General features: G+C 49.7%; 18 protein-coding genes. 11 read left to right on the top strand and 7 right to left on the bottom strand.

Annotated features, from left to right (window positions below):
* Window positions 1–3: 3 nt before the first annotated feature.
* Window positions 4–1,218 (bottom strand): beta-ketoacyl-ACP synthase I, encoded by a 1,215-nt coding sequence (gene fabB / locus ABGI61_RS10955; RefSeq protein ID WP_347600978.1) that lies wholly within the window; start codon window positions 1,216–1,218, stop codon window positions 4–6.
* Window positions 1,219–1,393: 175 nt separating this feature from the next.
* Between fabB and mnmC the strand changes: the two genes are divergently transcribed.
* The 4 genes from mnmC to ABGI61_RS10935 all read left to right on the top strand — a co-directional run bounded on the left by mnmC (window position 1,394) and on the right by ABGI61_RS10935 (window position 4,729).
* A complete protein-coding gene (gene mnmC, locus ABGI61_RS10950) occupies window positions 1,394–3,262 on the top strand; it encodes a bifunctional tRNA (5-methylaminomethyl-2-thiouridine)(34)-methyltransferase MnmC2/FAD-dependent 5-carboxymethylaminomethyl-2-thiouridine(34) oxidoreductase MnmC1 (RefSeq protein WP_347600976.1) in 1,869 nt (622 codons plus the stop codon).
* A gap of 24 nt (window positions 3,263–3,286) precedes the next feature.
* Complete coding sequence (locus ABGI61_RS10945; protein ID WP_347600974.1) at window positions 3,287–3,925, top strand: response regulator; 639 nt, start codon at window positions 3,287–3,289, stop codon at window positions 3,923–3,925.
* A complete protein-coding gene (locus ABGI61_RS10940) occupies window positions 3,912–4,337 on the top strand; it encodes a response regulator (RefSeq protein WP_347600972.1) in 426 nt (141 codons plus the stop codon). The genes ABGI61_RS10945 and ABGI61_RS10940 overlap by 14 nt, the downstream gene beginning before the upstream one ends.
* A gap of 68 nt (window positions 4,338–4,405) precedes the next feature.
* Complete coding sequence (locus tag ABGI61_RS10935; RefSeq protein ID WP_347600970.1) at window positions 4,406–4,729, top strand: hypothetical protein; 324 nt, start codon at window positions 4,406–4,408, stop codon at window positions 4,727–4,729.
* 7 nt (window positions 4,730–4,736) lie between these two features.
* On the opposite strand, the gene ABGI61_RS10930 is transcribed toward ABGI61_RS10935, so the two are convergent.
* Window positions 4,737–5,624 (bottom strand): flagellar protein MotY, encoded by an 888-nt coding sequence (locus ABGI61_RS10930; RefSeq protein ID WP_347600968.1) that lies wholly within the window; start codon window positions 5,622–5,624, stop codon window positions 4,737–4,739.
* 114 nt (window positions 5,625–5,738) lie between these two features.
* Here ABGI61_RS10930 and rnt point away from each other — a divergent pair, with 114 nt between their 5' ends.
* The gene (gene rnt / locus ABGI61_RS10925; protein ID WP_347600966.1) at window positions 5,739–6,425 is read left to right on the top strand and encodes a ribonuclease T; all 687 of its coding nucleotides are present in this window, start codon (window positions 5,739–5,741) and stop codon (window positions 6,423–6,425) included.
* 46 nt (window positions 6,426–6,471) lie between these two features.
* Here the strand turns inward: rnt and ABGI61_RS10920 are convergent, their stop codons facing one another.
* Complete coding sequence (locus ABGI61_RS10920) at window positions 6,472–6,813, bottom strand: Grx4 family monothiol glutaredoxin (RefSeq protein WP_347600964.1); 342 nt, start codon at window positions 6,811–6,813, stop codon at window positions 6,472–6,474.
* Between the two features lie 237 nt (window positions 6,814–7,050).
* Between ABGI61_RS10920 and sodB the strand changes: the two genes are divergently transcribed.
* The 4 genes from sodB (at window position 7,051) to ABGI61_RS10900 (ending at window position 12,632) form a co-directional block, all read left to right on the top strand.
* Window positions 7,051–7,635 (top strand): superoxide dismutase [Fe], encoded by a 585-nt coding sequence (sodB, locus tag ABGI61_RS10915; RefSeq protein WP_347600962.1) that lies wholly within the window; start codon window positions 7,051–7,053, stop codon window positions 7,633–7,635.
* 228 nt (window positions 7,636–7,863) lie between these two features.
* Window positions 7,864–9,786: a PrkA family serine protein kinase gene (locus tag ABGI61_RS10910; RefSeq protein ID WP_347600960.1), complete on the top strand. Its 1,923-nt coding sequence runs from the start codon at window positions 7,864–7,866 to the stop codon at window positions 9,784–9,786.
* A 21-nt stretch (window positions 9,787–9,807) separates the two neighbouring features.
* Window positions 9,808–11,073 carry a YeaH/YhbH family protein gene (locus ABGI61_RS10905; protein WP_347600958.1) on the top strand — a complete coding sequence of 422 codons (1,266 nt, stop codon included), beginning with the start codon at window positions 9,808–9,810 and terminating at the stop codon, window positions 11,071–11,073.
* A 38-nt stretch (window positions 11,074–11,111) separates the two neighbouring features.
* Window positions 11,112–12,632, top strand: a complete 1,521-nt coding sequence (locus tag ABGI61_RS10900) for a SpoVR family protein (protein WP_347600956.1) — start codon at window positions 11,112–11,114, stop codon at window positions 12,630–12,632.
* Between the two features lie 6 nt (window positions 12,633–12,638).
* Here ABGI61_RS10900 and ABGI61_RS10895 read toward each other — a convergent pair whose 3' ends face one another.
* Window positions 12,639–13,601 carry a sensor domain-containing diguanylate cyclase gene (locus ABGI61_RS10895; protein WP_347600954.1) on the bottom strand — a complete coding sequence of 321 codons (963 nt, stop codon included), beginning with the start codon at window positions 13,599–13,601 and terminating at the stop codon, window positions 12,639–12,641.
* Between the two features lie 2 nt (window positions 13,602–13,603).
* On the bottom strand, window positions 13,604–14,620 hold the full coding sequence (locus tag ABGI61_RS10890; RefSeq protein WP_440590593.1) for a response regulator: 1,017 nt from the start codon (window positions 14,618–14,620) through the stop codon (window positions 13,604–13,606).
* Window positions 14,621–14,749: 129 nt separating this feature from the next.
* On the opposite strand from ABGI61_RS10890, the gene tpx reads away from it, so the two are divergent.
* Both tpx and ABGI61_RS10880 read left to right on the top strand, forming a co-directional pair.
* The gene (gene tpx, locus ABGI61_RS10885) at window positions 14,750–15,382 is read left to right on the top strand and encodes a thiol peroxidase (RefSeq protein ID WP_347600950.1); all 633 of its coding nucleotides are present in this window, start codon (window positions 14,750–14,752) and stop codon (window positions 15,380–15,382) included.
* 191 nt (window positions 15,383–15,573) lie between these two features.
* Window positions 15,574–16,041, top strand: coding sequence for an Hsp20 family protein (locus tag ABGI61_RS10880; protein ID WP_347600948.1), 468 nt, complete (start codon window positions 15,574–15,576; stop codon window positions 16,039–16,041).
* 70 nt (window positions 16,042–16,111) lie between these two features.
* On the opposite strand, the gene adk is transcribed toward ABGI61_RS10880, so the two are convergent.
* Together adk and htpG are read right to left on the bottom strand one after the other, a co-directional pair.
* Window positions 16,112–16,756 carry an adenylate kinase gene (gene adk / locus ABGI61_RS10875; RefSeq protein WP_347600945.1) on the bottom strand — a complete coding sequence of 215 codons (645 nt, stop codon included), beginning with the start codon at window positions 16,754–16,756 and terminating at the stop codon, window positions 16,112–16,114.
* A 272-nt stretch (window positions 16,757–17,028) separates the two neighbouring features.
* Window positions 17,029–18,963 carry a molecular chaperone HtpG gene (gene htpG, locus ABGI61_RS10870; protein ID WP_347600943.1) on the bottom strand — a complete coding sequence of 645 codons (1,935 nt, stop codon included), beginning with the start codon at window positions 18,961–18,963 and terminating at the stop codon, window positions 17,029–17,031.
* Between the last annotated feature and the right edge of the window lie 41 nt (window positions 18,964–19,004).

The raw sequence follows: 19,004 nt of genomic DNA, 5'->3' as shown, positions 1-19,004 counted from the left end.
ATATTAGCCGCGGTATTTCTGCATCACTAAAGTTGCGTTGGTGCCGCCAAAGCCAAAGCTGTTCGACATCACAGTGTTAAGTTCAGCCGCAGTGGTTTTGGTAATAATGTTCAGGCCTTTAGCGGCTTCATCAAGCTCACTGATATTAATGGAAGGCGCAATAAAGTTGTGCTGCATCATCAGCAGTGAGTAAATAGCTTCATGCACACCGGCTGCGCCAAGTGCATGGCCCGTCATGGCTTTAGTGGCGCTGATGGCTGGCGACTTACCGGCAAACACTTGCTGAATAGCGCCTAACTCTTTTACATCACCCACCGGGGTGCTGGTGCCGTGGGTGTTCACGTAATCCACATCACCTTTTACGTTTTGCATCGCCATTTGCATGCAGCGCACAGCGCCCTCTCCGCTTGGCGCGACCATATCAAAACCATCAGAAGTGGCGCCATAACCGACGATCTCGGCATAAATAGTCGCACCACGGGCTAAGGCATGCTCCAGCTCTTCTACCACCACCATACCGCCACCACCGCTAATAACAAAACCATCACGGTTAGCATCATAGGTGCGTGACGCCAGCTCTGGCGTGTCATTGTATTTGGTCGACAGCGCGCCCATGGCATCAAACTCCATCGCTAACGTCCAGTGCACTTCTTCACCGCCACCGGCAAATACGACGTCTTGCTTACCCAGCTGAATCAGCTCTACCGCATGGCCAATACAATGCGCGCTTGTAGCGCAGGCTGAGCTAATCGAGTAATTAACACCTTTGATTTTAAACGGAGTGGCTAAACAGGCAGAGCAGGTACTGGACATGGTTTTAGGCACCGCATAAGGGCCTACCCGCTTAACACCTTTTTCACGCAGGGTGTCGGCGGCTTCAACCTGCACTTTGGACGACGCACCGCCAGAGCCGGCTACCAAGCCAATGCGGGGGTGCGAAATTTGCTCTTCGGTAAAACCGGCGTCCTGCATGGCCTCTTGCATAGCAAGATAGGCATAAGCAGCGGCATCGCCCATAAAACGCATGGCCTTGCGATCAATCAGCTCAGCTGGGTCCAGTTTAATATTGCCCCACACCTGAGAGCGCAGGCCCAGTTCTGCAAACTCCTCGGCGCGGGTAATACCGGAACGCCCGGCCTGTAATGCTGAGAGCACCTCATTTTTATTATTGCCAATACTGGATACGATACCAATACCTGTAATTACCGCTCTTTTCATGCTTGCTCCAAAACACCGGCTGCTGCCGGCAAGGTTAACCTTAATGCTGCGCGTTATTGTACGGACTTTAGTTGTTAAAGTGGTCAGCTTTCAGCGCACAGCTGTACTCTGTTTTCAATTCTGCGGTAGCTTAAGGTAAACTACAAGCCGAATTTTATGCCGGAACTGCCGCAGTATGTCTAAGCTTAGCCACGCAAAAATACACTTTAATGACCAGGGCACGCCGGTCGCTGCCGACTTCGACGATGTGTATTTTTCAAACGACGGTGGCCTGGCCGAAACTGACTACGTGTTTTTACAGCACAACGGTTTACCAGAGCGTTGGCGAACACATAGCCGCAGCACCTTTCATATTATTGAAACCGGCTTTGGCACCGGTGCTAACTTTTTACTTAGCTGGCAGCGCTTTCGCCAGTTTCGTGAGCAATACCCGCAGGCCCGTTGCAAACGTTTGTACTTCAGCACTGTTGAGAAGTTCCCGCTAAGTCATGCCGATTTGCGCAAGGCACTGACCGTACACGATGAACTTCGCCAACTATGCCAACAGCTGCTACACGTCTACCCGCTGGCCGTCAGTGGCTGCCATCGGTTAAGCTTCGACAATGGCACTGTCATATTAGATTTGTGGTTTGGCGATGTCAGTACGCTGCTGCCACACCTTGATACGCCAGCAGATGCGATTTATTTAGACGGTTTTGCACCGAGTAAAAACCCCGATATGTGGCAGCCAAACCTGTTTACTAACCTATACCGGCTCAGCCGACCTGGCACCCGTCTATCGACCTTTACTTCTGCAGGCCTGGTGAAACGTGGCCTTATAGAGGCCGGTTTTACCGTAGCAAAAGTAAAAGGATTTGGCCGCAAGCGTGAGATGTTAACGGCTTGCCTGCCCGATACCGTCTCTGTTGTAACAGCCGCACCAGAGAACAACAAACCTGAAGATAGCAGTGTAACGATTATTGGTGGCGGGATTGCATCGCTGTGCAGTGCGCTGGCACTTAGCCAACGCGGCGTAAAGGTGATGCTGCTGTGTGAGGATGATGACGTGGCCTGTCAGGCCTCACAGAACCGCCAGGGCGCGGTTTATCCTAATTTACACGCTAATCTTACCGACGACAGCCAACTGCACGTGCAGGCATTTTTGTATGCCCGCCGTTTTTATCAACACTGGCGCCAGCAAGGTGTTAACTTCGCTATGGACTGGTGCGGTTTGCTGCACATTGCCAGTAATAGCCAACTGCAGCAGCGCCAGCAAAAACTTATCGCCAACGGCTTGTGGCCAGATCAGCTGGTGCGGCAAGTTGACGCCAGTGTTGCCACTGGGCTGTCCGGCCTGCCGCTGACACAAGGCGGCATTTATTTTCCGCTGGCCGGCTGGCTAAACCCACAACAGTTTTGCCGCCAGGCTCTGACCTACTTAACACGGCAGAGCAGTTTTAGTGTGCAATTTAACTGTAACGTCAGCGCTATTAGCCAGCAGGATGGACACTGGCAGCTAAGCACTAACCAGCAGGCTTATAAATGCGATACTTTGCTACTGGCCTGTGGCAGTGCCATAAACCAGTTTGCGCAAACAGCCGGCTTGCCGCTAAATAAAATTCGCGGCCAGGTCAGTCACGTGGAAAATGCGGCGATGGCGCCATTAAAAACCGTGTTGTGCCACAAGGGTTACATTACCCCTCAGTGGCAGGGCCTGCACAGTGTGGGCGCAACCTTTGACCGGCAAGGTACTCAGGCAGTGGTAACCGAGGCTGATAACAGCGAAAACCTGGCGCTGGTAAACGCTCAGCTGCAGCAACCAGCCTGGTTTGCTCAAAGCCGGGTTAACAGCGCCGCAGCGGCGTTTCGCGCTACCCTGCCCGATCATCTGCCTGTCGCCGGACCTGTACCAGCGCAGCCCTCACTTTATGTGCTTGGCGGCTTAGGCGCCAGAGGCATTATGCTGTCGCCCTTGCTGGCAGAGCTTATTGCTTGCCAAATTTGCGCTGAGCCTCTACCGTTATCGACAACGCTACAGCAAAAAATCAGCGCTAGCCGGTTTTAAGCCCATATAACGCCCGGGAGCCATATGACTGCAAAACAGATACTGATTGCCGAGGATGACAGCTTTTTGCGCACCTTGTTGCTAACCCAGTGCCAGAGCCTGGGGATGAAAACGCATGCAGTTGCCAATGGCGAGCATTTAGTCAGCGAAGCGCTGAGTTATCAGTACGATATTATCCTTACCGATATCCAAATGCCGGTCTGTGACGGCATAGCTGCAACCCGTATCCTGCGCCGGCTAGGTTACGACAGACCTATAATAGCGATGTCGGCTGATGAGGTGCACGAGACCGGCTTTGATCAGATCCTGGCAAAACCCATCGACATGGGCCAGCTGGCGCAGTTGCTGCAGCAAACACCGGCACAAGACTCGATTGCACTACAGTTGGATGACGAGCTGATCGCCCTGTTTTACACCAACTTACAGCAACTTAGCAGCGAATTTGCCCGCGCGCTGCAACTGGCTCAGCGCGATACCCTGCGCCAGATCTGCCACAAAGTAAAAGGCGGCGCTGCCAGTTTTGGTGAGGCTGACTTAGCCAAACTGGCCGACAAACTGCAGCATGAGCTGCTATCCGACACCCCGCTGGATGAATTACAGCAAAGCTGTCAGTATTTTGCCCAGCTGCTGCAACAGTTCGGAGGTTCCAATGCGCGAACCTAAAATTTTGCTGGTGGATGATGTCGATTACAGCCGCCAGTTACTGCGTAACAACATTATGGCATTGACTAACAGTCGGTTATTGCAGCACAACACCTTTAATTTTTTCAATTCCGGTACGGCGTCGGCGGCCGTGTCATTGTTTAATCAGCAAAAGCCCGACTTAGTGTTTTTAGATATCGAGCTGCCCGACAGCTCAGGGCTGGAGCTGCTGAGTCGCTTTAAACAAGAGCGGCCTGATTGCTTCATTAGCATGATAAGTGGCCAGAGCACGCTGCAAAACGTGCAGCAAAGTATTGCCAAAGGCGCGGCAACCTTTATCGTTAAGCCGTTTAGCGGTGATAAAATTCTGGCCGCCATGCGTTTATTTGAAAAGCGCCTGACGGTGCGGCCTATTGCGTTAGATACACCATAATAGTGAGCAAAACAGAAAAAAATTTGTTAAGGTAGAGGCATTAAAACGGATTTAAGTAAGGAAATATCATGCGCTTAGCAGTGTTATTCAGTGTTGCGTTAACCTTCAGTGGCATAGCGGCCGCCAACGATTTTTATCAGGTGCCTATTCCCGCTGATGCCCGTGAATTTGCTCGTTTGGACAGCAAAATGCCCGCTGTACTTAGCTATTTCAGCCAGCAAACTGACAGTGCCCTGCGCGATTATTACGTTCAGCAGTTAGGTCAGCCCGACAACGAGCAAACCCTATATGGCCGGCTGCACCTGTATTTTCGTGTCAACAATAACCAGGTGCGAATTTTAATCTCCAGCCAGAACGATTGGCGCCAGGTTGATATCATGGTGCAAAACTAAACCCATCTCAGGGCTTCGTCAGCTGCAATACCACCCGCCGGTTGAGTTTACGTTCCAGCGCGGTGTCATTGGGCGCCACATGGCGGCGCTCACCAAAACCTTCTACCTGCACTTTATCTTCAGACAAACCGGCAGCTATAAAAAAGTTCTTCACTTTCTCCGCCCGCTTTACCGATAGCTGCTCGTTTATCCAGCGGCCACCATAACTGTCGGTATAGCCCTGAATCTCGACGAAATCGATGTCCTGATCGTATTTAAGGTATTCGGCAATCTGCGCCAGGCGCCGCTCTGACTCGCGCGTCAAATCATCACCACCACTTTCATAACTTAAAACGGTAAAGGCAATATCGTCAAAACCGTAGGGCAGCAAGCGTGATACACACTGTGTAAACTGCTGATATTGCGCTGGAAACTGTACCGGGTTCATCGACGCAACCACTTTATCATAAGGGCTGTACCAGTCACTGAAATAAAAGGTCGGGCTAAAGCCCTGCTCCAGCTCGGTGAGTAAGGTCCAGGCGGCTTTTTTCGGCAACTCACCATTAAACTGCTTCAGCAGCTGCATATTGGCTACCGCTTTGGCTGGCACTCCGGGTCGCCAAGTCGGCGGCATCGATATTACCTCGGCCAGCGCGTAGTGATCAGGCAAGCGCAGCATCTGCAGTTCAAAATCCAGATTCAGCGCTTTACTGGCCACGCTGCGAAATATCGCCGCACCAAACTGCGGGATCTCGTGTTGTAATTGGCACTCCAGCGGCGTGTTTTTGCTCAGCTGCCATACCGATTGCTCAATAGCGGCAGAATATTGACGCAATTGTGGCTGAGCAACAGGGCTGCTGCTAATCCAAAGGCTGCCTGTAACCAGCATTAGAGACAAGGTTAAGCTTTTCACCACATTGAAAGTCCTTCGACATCGGAAACATTAAATGTTAAGCAAACACTGTGCCGCAACAAGACGCTGAGCTCATTCTTTGGCATAATAGCCGCTGATAACACAAATGGCGACTGTATGACTGATGTAAAATCCGCTTTGGCCCAACGTTTTCGCGGCTACTACCCTGTAGTTATCGACGTGGAAACCGCAGGCTTTAATGCTAAAACTGATGCTTTGCTGGAAATAGCCGCTACCTTGCTGGGTATGGACGAAAACGGCCAGTTGGTACCAACACAAACGCTGCATTTTCATGTGGAGCCATTCGAAGGCGCTAACCTGGACGCCAGCTCATTGGCGTTTAACGGTATCGACCCCTTTAATCCGCTGCGCGGTGCGGTAAGCGAGCGCGAGGCCATTACTGAAATTTGTAAAGCGGTACGAAAAGCACAAAAAGACGCCGGCTGTCAGCGCAGTGTGATAGTGGCACACAATGCCGCCTTTGATCAGGGCTTTTTTAATGCCGCGGTGGAGCGGCTGAACTTTAAACGCTCGCCGTTTCATGCCTTTGTCTCGTTTGACACTACCAGCCTGTCTGCGTTGGCGCTGGGCCAAACCGTACTAGCCAAGGCCTGCCAGGCCGCTGGCATCGCCTTTAATAACAAAGACGCGCACAGCGCCTTGTATGACACCGAGCGCACAGCAGAGTTGTTTTGTTATATAGTCAATCGCTGGCAGCAACTGGGTGGCTGGCCATTAGCGCTGGATGCTGTAGACACTGACAGCGCCGAAAACACTGAAAACGCTACTGAACATCAGGCATAAAAAAGGCCGCAAAAGCGGCCTGACAACTCAGATGTCACCTTTTGGCTTATTCGGCGGCGTCTTCGGTTTTGTGTTTGGCTGCAGTTGCCTTAATCAGTGGCTGTAACTCACCACGCTGAAACATTTCCAGCATAATGTCGCAGCCGCCAATCAGTTCGCCCTCTACCCATAACTGCGGAAACGTTGGCCAGTTAGCGTACTTGGGTAATTCGGCACGAATGTCCGGGTTTTGCAAAATATCGACATAAGCAAACTGCTCGCCACAGGCAATCAGTGCTTGTGAAGCCTGCGCCGAAAAACCACAGCTGGGGAATTTCGGTGAGCCTTTCATAAACAACAGAATAGGATTGTCAGCAATTTGCTGTTTAATTTTATCTAGCGTTTCCATTACTACCTCTTTGAGCAAGCATCGTGATAATGGCGGCTATTTTACGCGGTTCTTTTGTTACTGGCACTTGAGTTTTACAAAAAAAACCCCACCTCTGTTGCTGATCACAACAAGGCTGGGAGTAAAACCAGCACGCTACACCACGCGTATAACCGCACTGTAAAACTTGAGTATTTTAGTCAGGTTTTGTAGTCTACGCCATGCAGACATGATTAACAACGCCAACGGAGAACGACTATGGCCTTTGAATTACCCGCCTTACCTTATGCAAAAGACGCATTAGCTCCACATATCTCTGCCGAAACGCTGGAATACCATTATGGCAAGCACCACAATACCTATGTGGTGAAGTTAAACGGCCTGATTGAAGGTACACCGTTTGCCGGCAAGAGCTTAGAAGAAATCGTACGTACCTCTGAAGGTGGCATTTTTAATAACGCCGCTCAGGTATGGAACCACACTTTCTACTGGCACTGTTTATCACCCAATGGTGGTGGTGAGCCAACAGGCGCTTTAGCTGATGCGATCAATGCCAAGTGGGGCTCTTTTGCCGCGTTCAAAACCGCCTTTAACGACAAAGCGGTAAATAACTTTGGTTCAAGCTGGACCTGGTTAGTGAAAAAAGCTGACGGCAGTCTGGATATCGTGAATACCAGCAACGCTGCCACACCATTAACTGACACCAGCTTAACCCCGGTAATGACAGTAGATCTGTGGGAGCACGCCTACTACATTGACTACCGCAATGCCCGCCCTACCTACTTGGATGCATTCTGGGCGCTGGTTAACTGGGAATTCGCCAGCAAAAACTTCGCCGGCTAATTAAGCCTGCCCCTGTTAAACCCGGCTTAAGCCGGGTTTTTTGTCCGCCCTGCTTTACACCCTGCCCGCTTTATTTCAGCAAACTATTTCTGCTCCTGCGCGTATAGCTTAAAGAAATTTGTAGATTTTTCTGTCAATTACTCAGGCGGGAACGCGCTTTACTGTCTAACCTTAAACATAACAGCTTGGCTGCTACCCTTTTTCGATGTTTATAAGCTGGAGGTGCATATGAGTATTTTCGAGCACTATAAATCGCGCTACGAAGCGGCAAAAGAAGAAGAATATACCATTGATGAATTCCTGGCGTTGTGCAAACAGGACAAAAGTTGCTACGCCAGTGCGGCGGAGCGTTTGTTAATGGCCATAGGCCAGCCGGAGCTTATTGATACAGCGCAAGATCCGAAACTCAGCCGATTATTTTCTAACCGCGTCATCGCCCGCTACCCAGCATTTGCTGAGTTTTACGGCATGGAAGATGCCATTGAGCAAATTGTGTCTTATTTAAAGCACTCAGCACAGGGGCTGGAAGAGCGCAAACAAATTCTATATTTATTGGGTCCGGTTGGTGGTGGTAAATCCTCACTGGCAGAAAAACTGAAGCATTTAATGCAGCAAGTGCCCATTTACTATCTGAAAGGCTCACCGGTATACGACCACCCGCTGTGCCTGTTTGAAGTGAACGAAGATGGCAATATTCTGCAGGATGAGTACGGCATCCCCAAGCGCTACCTGCGTAACATCATGTCGCCGTGGGCCAGTAAACGGCTGCATGAATTTAACGGTGATATTAGCCAGTTCAAAGTGGTGAAAAAATACCCGTCTATTCTTGATCAGCTCGCCATTGCCAAAACGGAGCCAGGCGATGAGAACAATCAGGATATTGCTTCGTTAGTGGGTAAAGTGGATATCCGTAAGCTGGAGCATTTTGCTCAGAACGACCCTGACGCCTACAGCTACTCCGGCGCCTTATGCCGAGCCAATCAGGGTTTAATGGAATTTGTCGAGATGTTTAAAGCGCCGATTAAGGTGCTACACCCCTTGTTAACGGCAACACAGGAAGGCAACTACAACGGTACCGAGGGCCTGGCTGCATTGCCGTTTGATGGCATTATTCTGGCACACAGCAACGAGTCTGAGTGGCAAACCTTTCGCAATAACAAGAATAACGAGGCATTTTTAGACCGGGTTTATATTGTTAAAGTGCCATACTGCCTGCGGGTGAGCGAAGAGATGCGCATTTACCAGAAGCTGCTGGAACACAGTGAGCTGAATACGGCCCCCTGTGCACCGGGCACCTTAATATCGCTGGCACAATTTGCTGTGCTGTCCAGGCTGAAAAACCCGGACAACTCCAGCATTTACTCCAAAATGCGTGTCTATGACGGTGAAAGTTTAAAAGATACTGATCCTAAGGCGAAGTCCTATCAGGAATACCGTGACTACGCCGGTGTCGACGAAGGCATGACCGGCTTGTCGACCCGCTTTGCCTTTAAAATACTCTCCCGCGTGTTTAACTTTGACAGCACCGAAGTTGCGGCCAACCCGGTGCATCTGTTTTATGTGTTAGAGCAACAAATAGAGCGCGAGCAGTTCCCCAGTGATGTCGCCGAGCGTTATCTGGAGCACTTAAAAGGCTATCTGATCCCCAAATACATTGAGTTTATTGGCAAGGAAATTCAAACTGCCTATTTAGAGTCGTACTCAGAATACGGCCAGAATATTTTCGACCGTTATGTAATTTATGCCGATTTTTGGATCCAGGATCAGGAGTACCGCGATCCGGAAACCGGCCAGTTGTTTGACCGCGCAGCACTCAATGCCGAGCTGGAAAAAATTGAAAAGCCAGCCGGCATCAGCAACCCGAAAGACTTCCGCAATGAGATAGTCAATTTTGTGCTGCGGGCCAAAGCGAAGAACAATGGCAAAAACCCAACCTGGACCAGCTACGAGAAGCTGCGCACTGTGATTGAGAAAAAGATGTTCTCCAGCACCGAAGAGCTGCTGCCGGTGATTTCGTTTAATGCCAAAACCTCAACCGACGATCAGAAAAAGCATGACGATTTTGTCAATCGGATGATGGAAAAAGGCTACACCCGCAAGCAGGTCAGGTTGCTGTCAGAGTGGTATCTGCGCGTGCGTAAATCGCAATAAACGGCGTGAGCCGGAGGTAGTATGGCGCATTTTATCGACAGGCGACTAAACGGGAAGAATAAAAGCGCGGTGAACCGCCAGCGCTTTATTCGCCGCTACAAGCAGCAAATTAAAAAAGCAGTGTCTGATGCCATTAGCAAACGCAGTGTGACGGATATCAACAGTGGCGAGAGCGTGACCATTCCCAGTAAAGACATCACCGAGCCGTTTTTTCATCAGGGTAAAGGCGGTCGCCGGCAGATAGTACACCCGGGAAACGATCAGTTCAGCCCGGGCGATCGCATTAAGCGGCCGCAAGGTGGCGGGGGGGGCAGTGGCCAGGGTGATGCCAGTAATGATGGCGAAGGCACTGACGATTTTGTGTTTTCTATTTCAAAAGACGAGTATCTGGATTTATTGTTTGAAGATCTGGAGCTACCTAATCTGCGCAAAAATCAGCTGGATAAACTGGTGCAGTATAAAAATGTGCGCGCCGGTTATCGCTCAGAAGGCGTGCCGAGCAATATCGACATCGTGCGCTCACTGCGTGGCTCGCTGGCGCGCCGTGTTGCCATGACCGCGGATAAAAAAGCGCAGCTGCGCGAACTGGAGCAGCAATTAGCCGCTATTGAGCGAGAGCCGGTACCGGATCAGCAGCAGCTACGGCAACTGCAGGAGGATATCAGTGCGTTAAAGCAGCGTATTGCCGCCGTGCCTTTTATTGACAGCTTTGATTTGCGTTTTCGCAATTTCCAAAAGCGGCCCGAGCCGACCAGTAAAGCCGTCATGTTTTGCCTGATGGATGTGTCTGGCTCTATGGATCAGGCCACCAAAGACATGGCAAAACGCTTTTACATCCTGCTGTATTTGTTTTTAAGCCGCAGCTACAAAAATGTCGAGGTGGTGTATATCCGCCATCATACGCAGGCCAAAGAAGTGGATGAGCAGGAGTTTTTCTACTCGCAGGAAACCGGCGGTACTATCGTTTCCAGTGCGATAAAACTGATGTACGACATCGTGCAGCAGCGCTACGACCCAACACAGTGGAATATTTATGCGGCTCAGGCGTCTGACGGTGACAACTGGACTGACGACAGTGCGCCCTGCGCCGAGTTTCTGGCCACTAAGCTGTTGCCGCTGCTGCGTTACTACGCTTACATCGAAATAACGCCAAGGGCGCATCAAAGCCTATGGCAGGAGTATGAAAAACTGCTGTCACGTTTTGACAACTTTGCTATCCAGCATATTCAAGATGTCAGTGATATCTACCCGGTATTTCGTGAGTTGTTTAAAAAACAGGCCGCCTAGCCAAAGCAAGATTGTCTAATTTGTCGTGAGGTGCAATTATGGCCAAAGCAAAAGCCAAAACCAGCCAGTGTCTGCCGGATGGCCCGGACTGGACATTTGACCTGCTCGACGCTTATCAGCGTGAAATTGCGCGGGTGGCCGCTTTTTATAAATTAGATACCTATCCTAACCAGATTGAGGTGATCACGGCTGAGCAAATGATGGATGCCTATTCCAGTATCGGCATGCCGATTGGGTATCATCATTGGTCATACGGCAAAAAATTTATCCAGACCGAGCAGCAGTACAAGCGTGGTTATATGGGGCTGGCTTATGAAATTGTCATTAACTCCAATCCCTGCATTGCCTACTTGATGGAAGAGAACACCATCACCATGCAGGCACTGGTGATGGCGCATGCCTGTTATGGTCATAACTCGTTCTTTAAAAACAACTATCTGTTTAAAACCTGGACCGATGCCGGCTCCATTATTGATTATCTGATGTTTGCAAAAAATTACATCAGCCAGTGCGAGGAAAAATACGGCATCAGTGAAGTAGAAGATACACTGGACTCCTGCCACGCGCTTATGAACTATGGTGTCGATCGCTACAAAAGACCACAGAAAATCTCGTTAGATGAAGAGCAGCGCCGCCAGCAGGAGCGCGAGAGTTATTTGCAGTCACAGGTAAATGATTTATGGCGCACTATACCGACCCGCGCCGCCAGCACCGAGCAGCGAAGCAATCGCTACCCGGCTGAACCACAGGAAAACATCCTGTATTTTATTGAGAAAAATGCCCCGCTACTCAAACCCTGGCAACGTGAAATTGTGCGCATAGTACGCAAAATCTCGCAATATTTTTATCCGCAAAAGCAAACTCAGGTGATGAATGAGGGCTGGGCCACTTTTTGGCACTACACCATTTTGCAGCATTTATACGATGAAGGTTTAGTCAGCGACCGCTTTATCCTGGAAGTGCTGCACAGCCACACCAATGTGGTAGCGCAGCCGGAATACAACAGTAAATATTATTCCGGTATTAACCCTTACGCGCTGGGTTTTGCCATGTTCAGCGATATTCGCCGCATTTGTGAGCAACCGACGGCGGAAGATAAAGAATGGTTCCCTGATTTGGCCGGTAGTAACTGGCTGGAAACATTGCACTTTGCCATGCAAAACTTTAAAGACGAGAGTTTTATCAGCCAGTATTTATCACCTAAGGTGATCCGCGATTTTCACTTGTTTGCGATTATCGACGATGACGAAGACAGCAGCCTGGAAGTGGCAGCCATTCACAACGCTGAGGGCTATCAGAAAATTCGCACTATGCTGTCGCAGCAATACAACCTGAGCCAGATAGAGCCGAATATTCAGGTGTATAACGTCGACTTAAATGGCGATCGCTCGCTGACGCTGCGCTATGTTCCGCAAAACCGGGTACCGCTGGCAGACAGCAAGCTACAGGTACTAAAACACCTGCACCGGCTGTGGGGGTTTACCGTTTATCTGGAGCAACAAAACGACGATGGTAGCACCGAGCTGTTAGCCAGCTGCCCGGAGCAGGGCGATTTATAACAGCGGTTAATCTGCCCTGTAGCAAGTTAGCTGGTTACGGCCATTGGCTTTGGATTGATATAAGCCTTTGTCTGCCGCTTCAATCCATTGCCTGTGCTCCTTCATGCCGCTATCGTACTCAGCCAGACCCAGGCTGAGTGTTACTTTGAGTTGTTGTCCATTGTATGGAATTGACAGGGCTTCAACGGATTTACGCAACCGCTCTGCCAATACCGCAGCTTGCTGCAATGGTGTATCAACTAACAATACCGCATATTCCTCACCACCATAACGGCCGGCAATATCGGTAGAGCGCAAGTTGTTGCGCACCGCGTCAGCAATAGCCTGGATCACCACATCGCCGGCTGCATGACCAAATGTATCGTTGATGCGCTTAAAATGGTCTATATCGCACATTAACAAAGTGCTTTTGTGCTGATAGCGCTGCAGCCGTTTAAATTCCTGAATTAAATTTTCTTCCCAATGGCCGCGGTTGAACAGCTGGGTAAGAAAATCGGTTTTGGTCAGCTGCTTTAACCGGCCATTCATCGACTCCAGCTCAATACGGCTTACGGCGACATCGGTCACGTCATAAATAATAAAACACAGGTGTGTCACCTGGCCGCGCGCATCGGTAAGCGGAAAAATGGTGCTGTTCTGGTACATATATTCGGCGCTGCCGGTGATTGGCCGGTAGTTACGGAATTTGAAAATATAGGGCCGCTGCTCCCAAATGGTGAAAGCGCGGTTTTTCAGCAAGATCACCGGGTCGCATTTACGTCTTAACCAGTCTTCATCAATTTCACTAAATAGATCAAATAAATAGCGATCTCGCACCTGACGCGGCGTTAAGCCGCTGTGGTTCTCCATAAAGCCATTCCACACCTGAATACGGTAATCACAGTTGAGCACCACCAACCCCACATCTACCGTCTGAAACATGTCCATCAGCCAGTGTACTTCTGATACCTCAACCTGTGCTTGTGACATGTTCAGCCCTCCAGCAAGAATGCAACTTTGTAGCTCAGCGTTTTCAGACTGTCTTCCGTGAATAGCAACAGCAAATCGCAGCTGATTTCGTAGTTCTCAATACCGTAACTCAGCTCAATTGCCAGAGTTTTCTTCCAGCGTTTTGCGTTGGCTTTGATGAGTTCGCTGACGGTAGCATGCTGCCCCAAAACGACAGGGTGGCCCTGACTAAAACTCATATCAATTTGCTCGGCCAAACCTTTCAATACGGCACCAATAAGAATATTGGCGATGTCCATCAACAGTTCCAGTTCAACTTTTACCGTTAAATCGCCCTGATAGTTCATCAGTTTGGCGATATCTTTAAAACTGGAGTCAGTTAAAATCAGCAGTGCCTCACCTGAAACCCCGCCGCCAATAAAACCCTGACACACTGCTGAGGTGGTCGACTCATGTTCTACCGAGGCCAACGCCATATGCAATTCGCTAACTTCAATTAAGTTAACATTTGGAATGGGTAATTTAACAAACACGTTCAGCAGCCGCGCCAGCAAATCACCGGCCTGCCCCATCGCCACGTTTGTAAGCTCCTGCAGGACGTCACGCATCTCTGCGTTAAGCTCCACAGTAGCTGCGGCTGCTCTGGCCGGTGTTACGGTATTGACAGGGCTTCGTACTGACATCGCATGCTGCTGCATCAGCTGCGCCAATTTGGCACTATCAACTGGTTTGCGGATAAAATCGAGTGCACCCAGGCTTTTCACCCGCTCGATGGCCTCAGGCTGCACATCACCCGACACCACCACGACATTAAGTTGTATTTGCCGCTGCTTCAGCTCAGCCAGCACCTGATAGCCGTCCATCACTGGCATATTCAAATCCAGAAACAACCAGTCAATATCTTGTGTTAGTAGGGTTTCCAGGGCCTCTGCGCCATGGCCGGCAAAAAACAGTTTGCTCTGCCACTCCTGTGGTAGAATCCGGGCAAGCTGTTTGCGTGCCAGGTTAGAGTCGTCACAAATTAATACCGCTACGGTCATTGGCGTCTCACTCAACTCGGGCTTCATTTCAGTCTAGACTGAAATCTCCGCTTAGGGCATAAAGTATAAAAAAATGTGCTGCAGCAGCATATTAGTATTAGCGTTTTCAATATTAACAGGAACTGTATCATGTTTGCCAAATCGCCAACACCATCATGTTTTCGTCGTCAGGCAACACTGGCGCTATTGCTTGCCGTCCTTAGCACCAGCAGTTTTGCCATCGATTTACAAGCCAGGTTACCGGAGCGCTTGAGCAAGGTAAAAGCGGGCAACCAGCAGATAGTGTTACTCGGCAATAAAGTCGAGCTGGGTGCTAAAGCACCTGGTTTTAAAGTGGTCGATGGTAATTTTAAACCGGTCAGATTGGCAGATTATAAAGGCAAAACCGTCATGCTAAGTGTAGTGCCAAGTATTGATACCGGTATTTGCTCACTGCAAACCAAACGCTTTAACAGCGAGGTAGCAAACTTAACGGACGACGTTGTCTTGCTAACCATCAGCGCCGACCTGCCCTTTGCGCAAAAGCGCTACTGTCAGCAAGAGCAGATTGATAAAATGCCGGTGTTATCAGACGCCGTCTGGCGCGACTTTGGCAGTAACTATGGCTTATTAATTAAAGACATGGGCTTACTTGCCAGAGCCGTGCTAATTATCGACGCCGACGGCAAGCTGGTGTATCAACAACTGGTAGACGAGCTGGCCAAAGAGCCAGACTACGATGCCGCACTAACGGCGCTACAACAACTGTTAGCGAAAAAGTAAGCCCAGGCTTCACAGGTCAGGGCAGGAAAATTTTTTCTGCGCTGGCTTGAAACCTCATTAACCGACCTTATTAACAGTGCAGGTGGCTGGATACAGCACCTGAAATACAACGACAGCCGCTGTGCTGTCAGCATTAACGCCCGTTCATATGAAGGGCAACAAAACACCTGTTTGCTAATGAGGAATTGGTTATGACAAATATCGACTTAACACCTTTCTATCGCTCATTTATTGGTTTTGACCATCTGGCGAATTTAATGGACGCCGCTGCCCGTAATGAAAAGCAGCCAGCCTACCCGCCGTATAATATTGAAATTACTGGCGAAGATCAGTACCGCATCACCATGGCCGTTGCCGGCTTTGATGAGCAGGAACTGAGCATTGAAACCGAACACAATACCTTGCTGGTAAAAGGCCAAAAAGCCGGCAAAGAGGAAGGTCGCCGCTTTGTGCACCAGGGCATTGCCGAACGCAATTTTGAGCGCAAATTCCAGTTATCTGACTATATTAAAGTTACCGGCGCCCATATGGCGAATGGCTTGCTGCATATTGAACTGGTACGTGAAGTGCCGGAAGCATTAAAGCCACGCAAAATTAGCATTGGCAATAGCTCAGCACAAGCGACGACACAGCTGTTAAACAGCGAAAAAGTTGCCTGAGCCTCAGCATGCTGACACAAAAAAGCCCTGATTTTCAGGGCTTTTTGCTATAAACAACTTTAGTAGTAGCTTAGCTTAACAAGCTTACCAGTTTAGCCGTTACTGCTTCTACTGCCTGGGTGCCATCAATGTGGTGATACTGCGTACGGCCGGCATCGGCCTCAGCACGGTAATAACCCACCAGCGGTTTGGTTTGTTCATGGTAAATCGCTAAACGCTTACGGACGGTTTCTTCAACGTCATCCGGGCGGATCACTAAATCCTCACCTGTGACATCGTCTTTGCCTGCTACTTTAGGCGGGTTATAGCTAATATGGTAAACACGACCAGACGCCGGGTGCACCCTACGGCCGGCCATACGCTCGACAATCACATCGTCTGGTACGTCAAACTCAATCACATGATCAATGCTGATGCCTTTTTCTTTCATTGCGTCTGCCTGCGGGATAGTACGCGGGAAGCCATCGAGTAAGAAACCTTTGGCACAATCCGGCTCTGCAATGCGCTCTTTTACCAGACCAATAATGATATCGTCAGATACCAGCTGGCCGGCGTCCATTACCTGCTTTGCTGCCAGGCCAAGTTCAGTACCGGCTTTAATGGCGGCACGCAACATGTCACCGGTAGAAATTTGTGGAATGCCATATTTACTCATCAGAAACTGAGCCTGGGTTCCTTTACCGGCACCCGGGGCACCCAACAAAATTATGCGCATAGCAACACCCTCATGTTTTGGGATTGATCCGTTAATATTAAAGGCTGGATCTTTACATAATGCGTCAGCTGAGACAAGAAATTTGTCGGCTACGACCAACTGGTCTGGCTATTTTACTGGCGTTTAGTCGAAGGCTGGTATAAATGCGGTTTCACCACGCTTTTGGTGCTCAAAGCGTTAAAAACAACAGTTTAGCCTAGAGGAAATACGACTAAAGTTTAATGCAAAGCTATGGTTTAGCATCGTGCTAAACCATAGCCAAAGGCGGCGAATTATTTCGCCAATGACAACAGTAAGCCGTTTAAGCGGCTAACAAAGCTGGCAGGGTCTTTTAAGCTGCCGCGCTCGGATAACAGCGCTTGATCTAACAGTACCTGCGACCACTGTTTAAAGCGGTCTTCATCCTGCTCATCTGCAACCCGTTTCACTAATGGGTGCTCTGGGTTAAGCTCAAAAATGGGCTTCACATCGGGTACTTTTTGCCCTACAGATTCCATCAGTTTGATCATCTGGGTACTCATATCAAACTCGTCAGTTACCACACAAGCAGGGCTTTCAGTTAAACGATGACTGACTTTCACATCCTTAACCTGCTCACCCAGTGCCGCTTTTACCCGGCTAATCACATCAGCAAAGGCCTTCTCGGTTTCTTGCTGCGCTTTTTTGGTCTCTTCATCGTCCAGCTTAGACAAATCGAGGTTACCTTTGGCCACTGAGCGCAGCTTTTTGCCGTCAAACTCCGGCAGGTGCTGTACCAGCCATTCGTCTATGCGGTCTGACAACAGCAGTACTTCCAGGCCTTTTTTACGCAGCACTTCCAGATGTGGGCTGTGTTTCGCCGCAGCATAACTGTCGGCAACGATATAGTAGATCTCGTCCTGGCCCTCTTTCATCCGGCTGACATAATCAGCCAACGCTACATTTTGCGTGCCGTCATCGTTATGGGTTGAGGCAAAGCGCAATAAGGCCGCAATTTGCTCTTTGTTGCCAAAGTCTTCCGCCGGGCCCTCTTTTAACACCTGACCAAATTCATTCCAGAAGGCTTGGTATTGCTCCGCATCTTTACTCAGTTTTTCCAACATCTTCAGCGCGCGGCTGCTACAGCCTTTACGCAGCGCTTGAGTAACCTTAGTGTCCTGCAGAATTTCGCGTGACACGTTAAGCGGTAAGTCACTTGAATCCAGTACACCTTTGATAAAGCGCAGGTAGCTTGGCATAAACTGTTCAGCGTCATCCATAATAAACACGCGCTGCACATAGAGTTTCAGGCCATGACGGGCTTCGCGATTCCATAAATCAAACGGGGCTTTTTTCGGCACGTACAATAAGCTGGTGTAGTTACTGTTGCCTTCCACCTTGTTGTGGCTCCAGCTTAACGGCTCATTCCAGTCATGCGAAATATGCTTATAAAACTCCTGATATTCCTCGTCTTTAATATCAGATTTATCGCGGGTCCACAGCGCCGTGGCTTTATTCACCGCCTGCCAGTGACCTGGCACAGCAGCGATTTTCTCGCCATCAGCACCGTCGCGCTCTGGCTGCTCTTCCTGCCACAGCTCAACCGGAATACTAATGTGATCTGAGTATTTGGTCACAATACTCTCTACTTTCCAGCGGCTTAAAAACTCATCTTCGCCCTCACGCAGGTGCAGGATAATGTCAGTACCGCGGCTATCTTTGCTAATAGGCGTAATGCTGTAATCGCCCTCGCCGGCCGACTCCCACTCTACCGCGTCATTAGCCGCCGTACCGGCTTTACGGGTGCGCACAGTAACTTTATCGGCCACGATAAAGGCAGAATAGAAACCGACACCAAACTGACCAATCAGCTTAGAGTCTTTGCTTTGATCGCCAGATAACTGCGAGAAGAACTCTTTAGTGCCGGATTTAGCAATAGTGCCCAGATGGCTAATCACTTCCTCCTGCGTCATACCTATGCCGTTATCGCTAACGGTCAGCGTGCGGGCTTTTTCATCCAGACTGATGCGCACGCGCAGCTCGCCGTCATCGCCATAAAGGCTGCCATCCGATAAGGCTAAAAAGCGCAGTTTATCGGCGGCGTCAGAGGCGTTTGACACCAGCTCCCGCAGGAAAATTTCTTTGTTGGAATACAGTGAATGGATCATCAGCTGCAGCAGCTGTTTTACTTCTGCCTGAAAGCCGTGGGTTTGCTTCTGGCCGCTGGAGGTGGCTGTGGTGTCACTCATTGTGGTTATCCTCACACATGAAAAGTTGCAGTTACATAAAG

The sequence above is a fragment of the Rheinheimera fenheensis genome (assembly GCF_039871805.1).
GTDB lineage: Bacteria > Pseudomonadota > Gammaproteobacteria > Enterobacterales > Alteromonadaceae > Alishewanella > Alishewanella fenheensis.
The sequence above is the reverse complement of the archived record's forward strand: the minus strand, read 5'-3'. Positions and strand labels throughout refer to the sequence as shown.

What these genes read in the sequence shown, in the direction of transcription:
- fabB (WP_347600978.1), bottom strand. Translation starts at nt 1,218, where the DNA reads ATGAAAAGAGCGGTAATTACAGGTATTGGTATCGTATCCAGTATTGGC.
- mnmC (WP_347600976.1), top strand. Translation starts at nt 1,394, where the DNA reads ATGTCTAAGCTTAGCCACGCAAAAATACACTTTAATGACCAGGGCACG.
- ABGI61_RS10945 (WP_347600974.1), top strand. Translation starts at nt 3,287, where the DNA reads ATGACTGCAAAACAGATACTGATTGCCGAGGATGACAGCTTTTTGCGC.
- ABGI61_RS10940 (WP_347600972.1), top strand. Translation starts at nt 3,912, where the DNA reads ATGCGCGAACCTAAAATTTTGCTGGTGGATGATGTCGATTACAGCCGC.
- ABGI61_RS10935 (WP_347600970.1), top strand. Translation starts at nt 4,406, where the DNA reads ATGCGCTTAGCAGTGTTATTCAGTGTTGCGTTAACCTTCAGTGGCATA.
- rnt (WP_347600966.1), top strand. Translation starts at nt 5,739, where the DNA reads ATGACTGATGTAAAATCCGCTTTGGCCCAACGTTTTCGCGGCTACTAC.
- ABGI61_RS10920 (WP_347600964.1), bottom strand. Translation starts at nt 6,813, where the DNA reads ATGGAAACGCTAGATAAAATTAAACAGCAAATTGCTGACAATCCTATT.
- sodB (WP_347600962.1), top strand. Translation starts at nt 7,051, where the DNA reads ATGGCCTTTGAATTACCCGCCTTACCTTATGCAAAAGACGCATTAGCT.
- ABGI61_RS10910 (WP_347600960.1), top strand. Translation starts at nt 7,864, where the DNA reads ATGAGTATTTTCGAGCACTATAAATCGCGCTACGAAGCGGCAAAAGAA.
- ABGI61_RS10905 (WP_347600958.1), top strand. Translation starts at nt 9,808, where the DNA reads ATGGCGCATTTTATCGACAGGCGACTAAACGGGAAGAATAAAAGCGCG.
- ABGI61_RS10900 (WP_347600956.1), top strand. Translation starts at nt 11,112, where the DNA reads ATGGCCAAAGCAAAAGCCAAAACCAGCCAGTGTCTGCCGGATGGCCCG.
- ABGI61_RS10895 (WP_347600954.1), bottom strand. Translation starts at nt 13,601, where the DNA reads ATGTCACAAGCACAGGTTGAGGTATCAGAAGTACACTGGCTGATGGAC.
- ABGI61_RS10890 (WP_440590593.1), bottom strand. Translation starts at nt 14,620, where the DNA reads ATGACCGTAGCGGTATTAATTTGTGACGACTCTAACCTGGCACGCAAA.
- tpx (WP_347600950.1), top strand. Translation starts at nt 14,750, where the DNA reads ATGTTTGCCAAATCGCCAACACCATCATGTTTTCGTCGTCAGGCAACA.
- ABGI61_RS10880 (WP_347600948.1), top strand. Translation starts at nt 15,574, where the DNA reads ATGACAAATATCGACTTAACACCTTTCTATCGCTCATTTATTGGTTTT.
- adk (WP_347600945.1), bottom strand. Translation starts at nt 16,756, where the DNA reads ATGCGCATAATTTTGTTGGGTGCCCCGGGTGCCGGTAAAGGAACCCAG.
- htpG (WP_347600943.1), bottom strand. Translation starts at nt 18,963, where the DNA reads ATGAGTGACACCACAGCCACCTCCAGCGGCCAGAAGCAAACCCACGGC.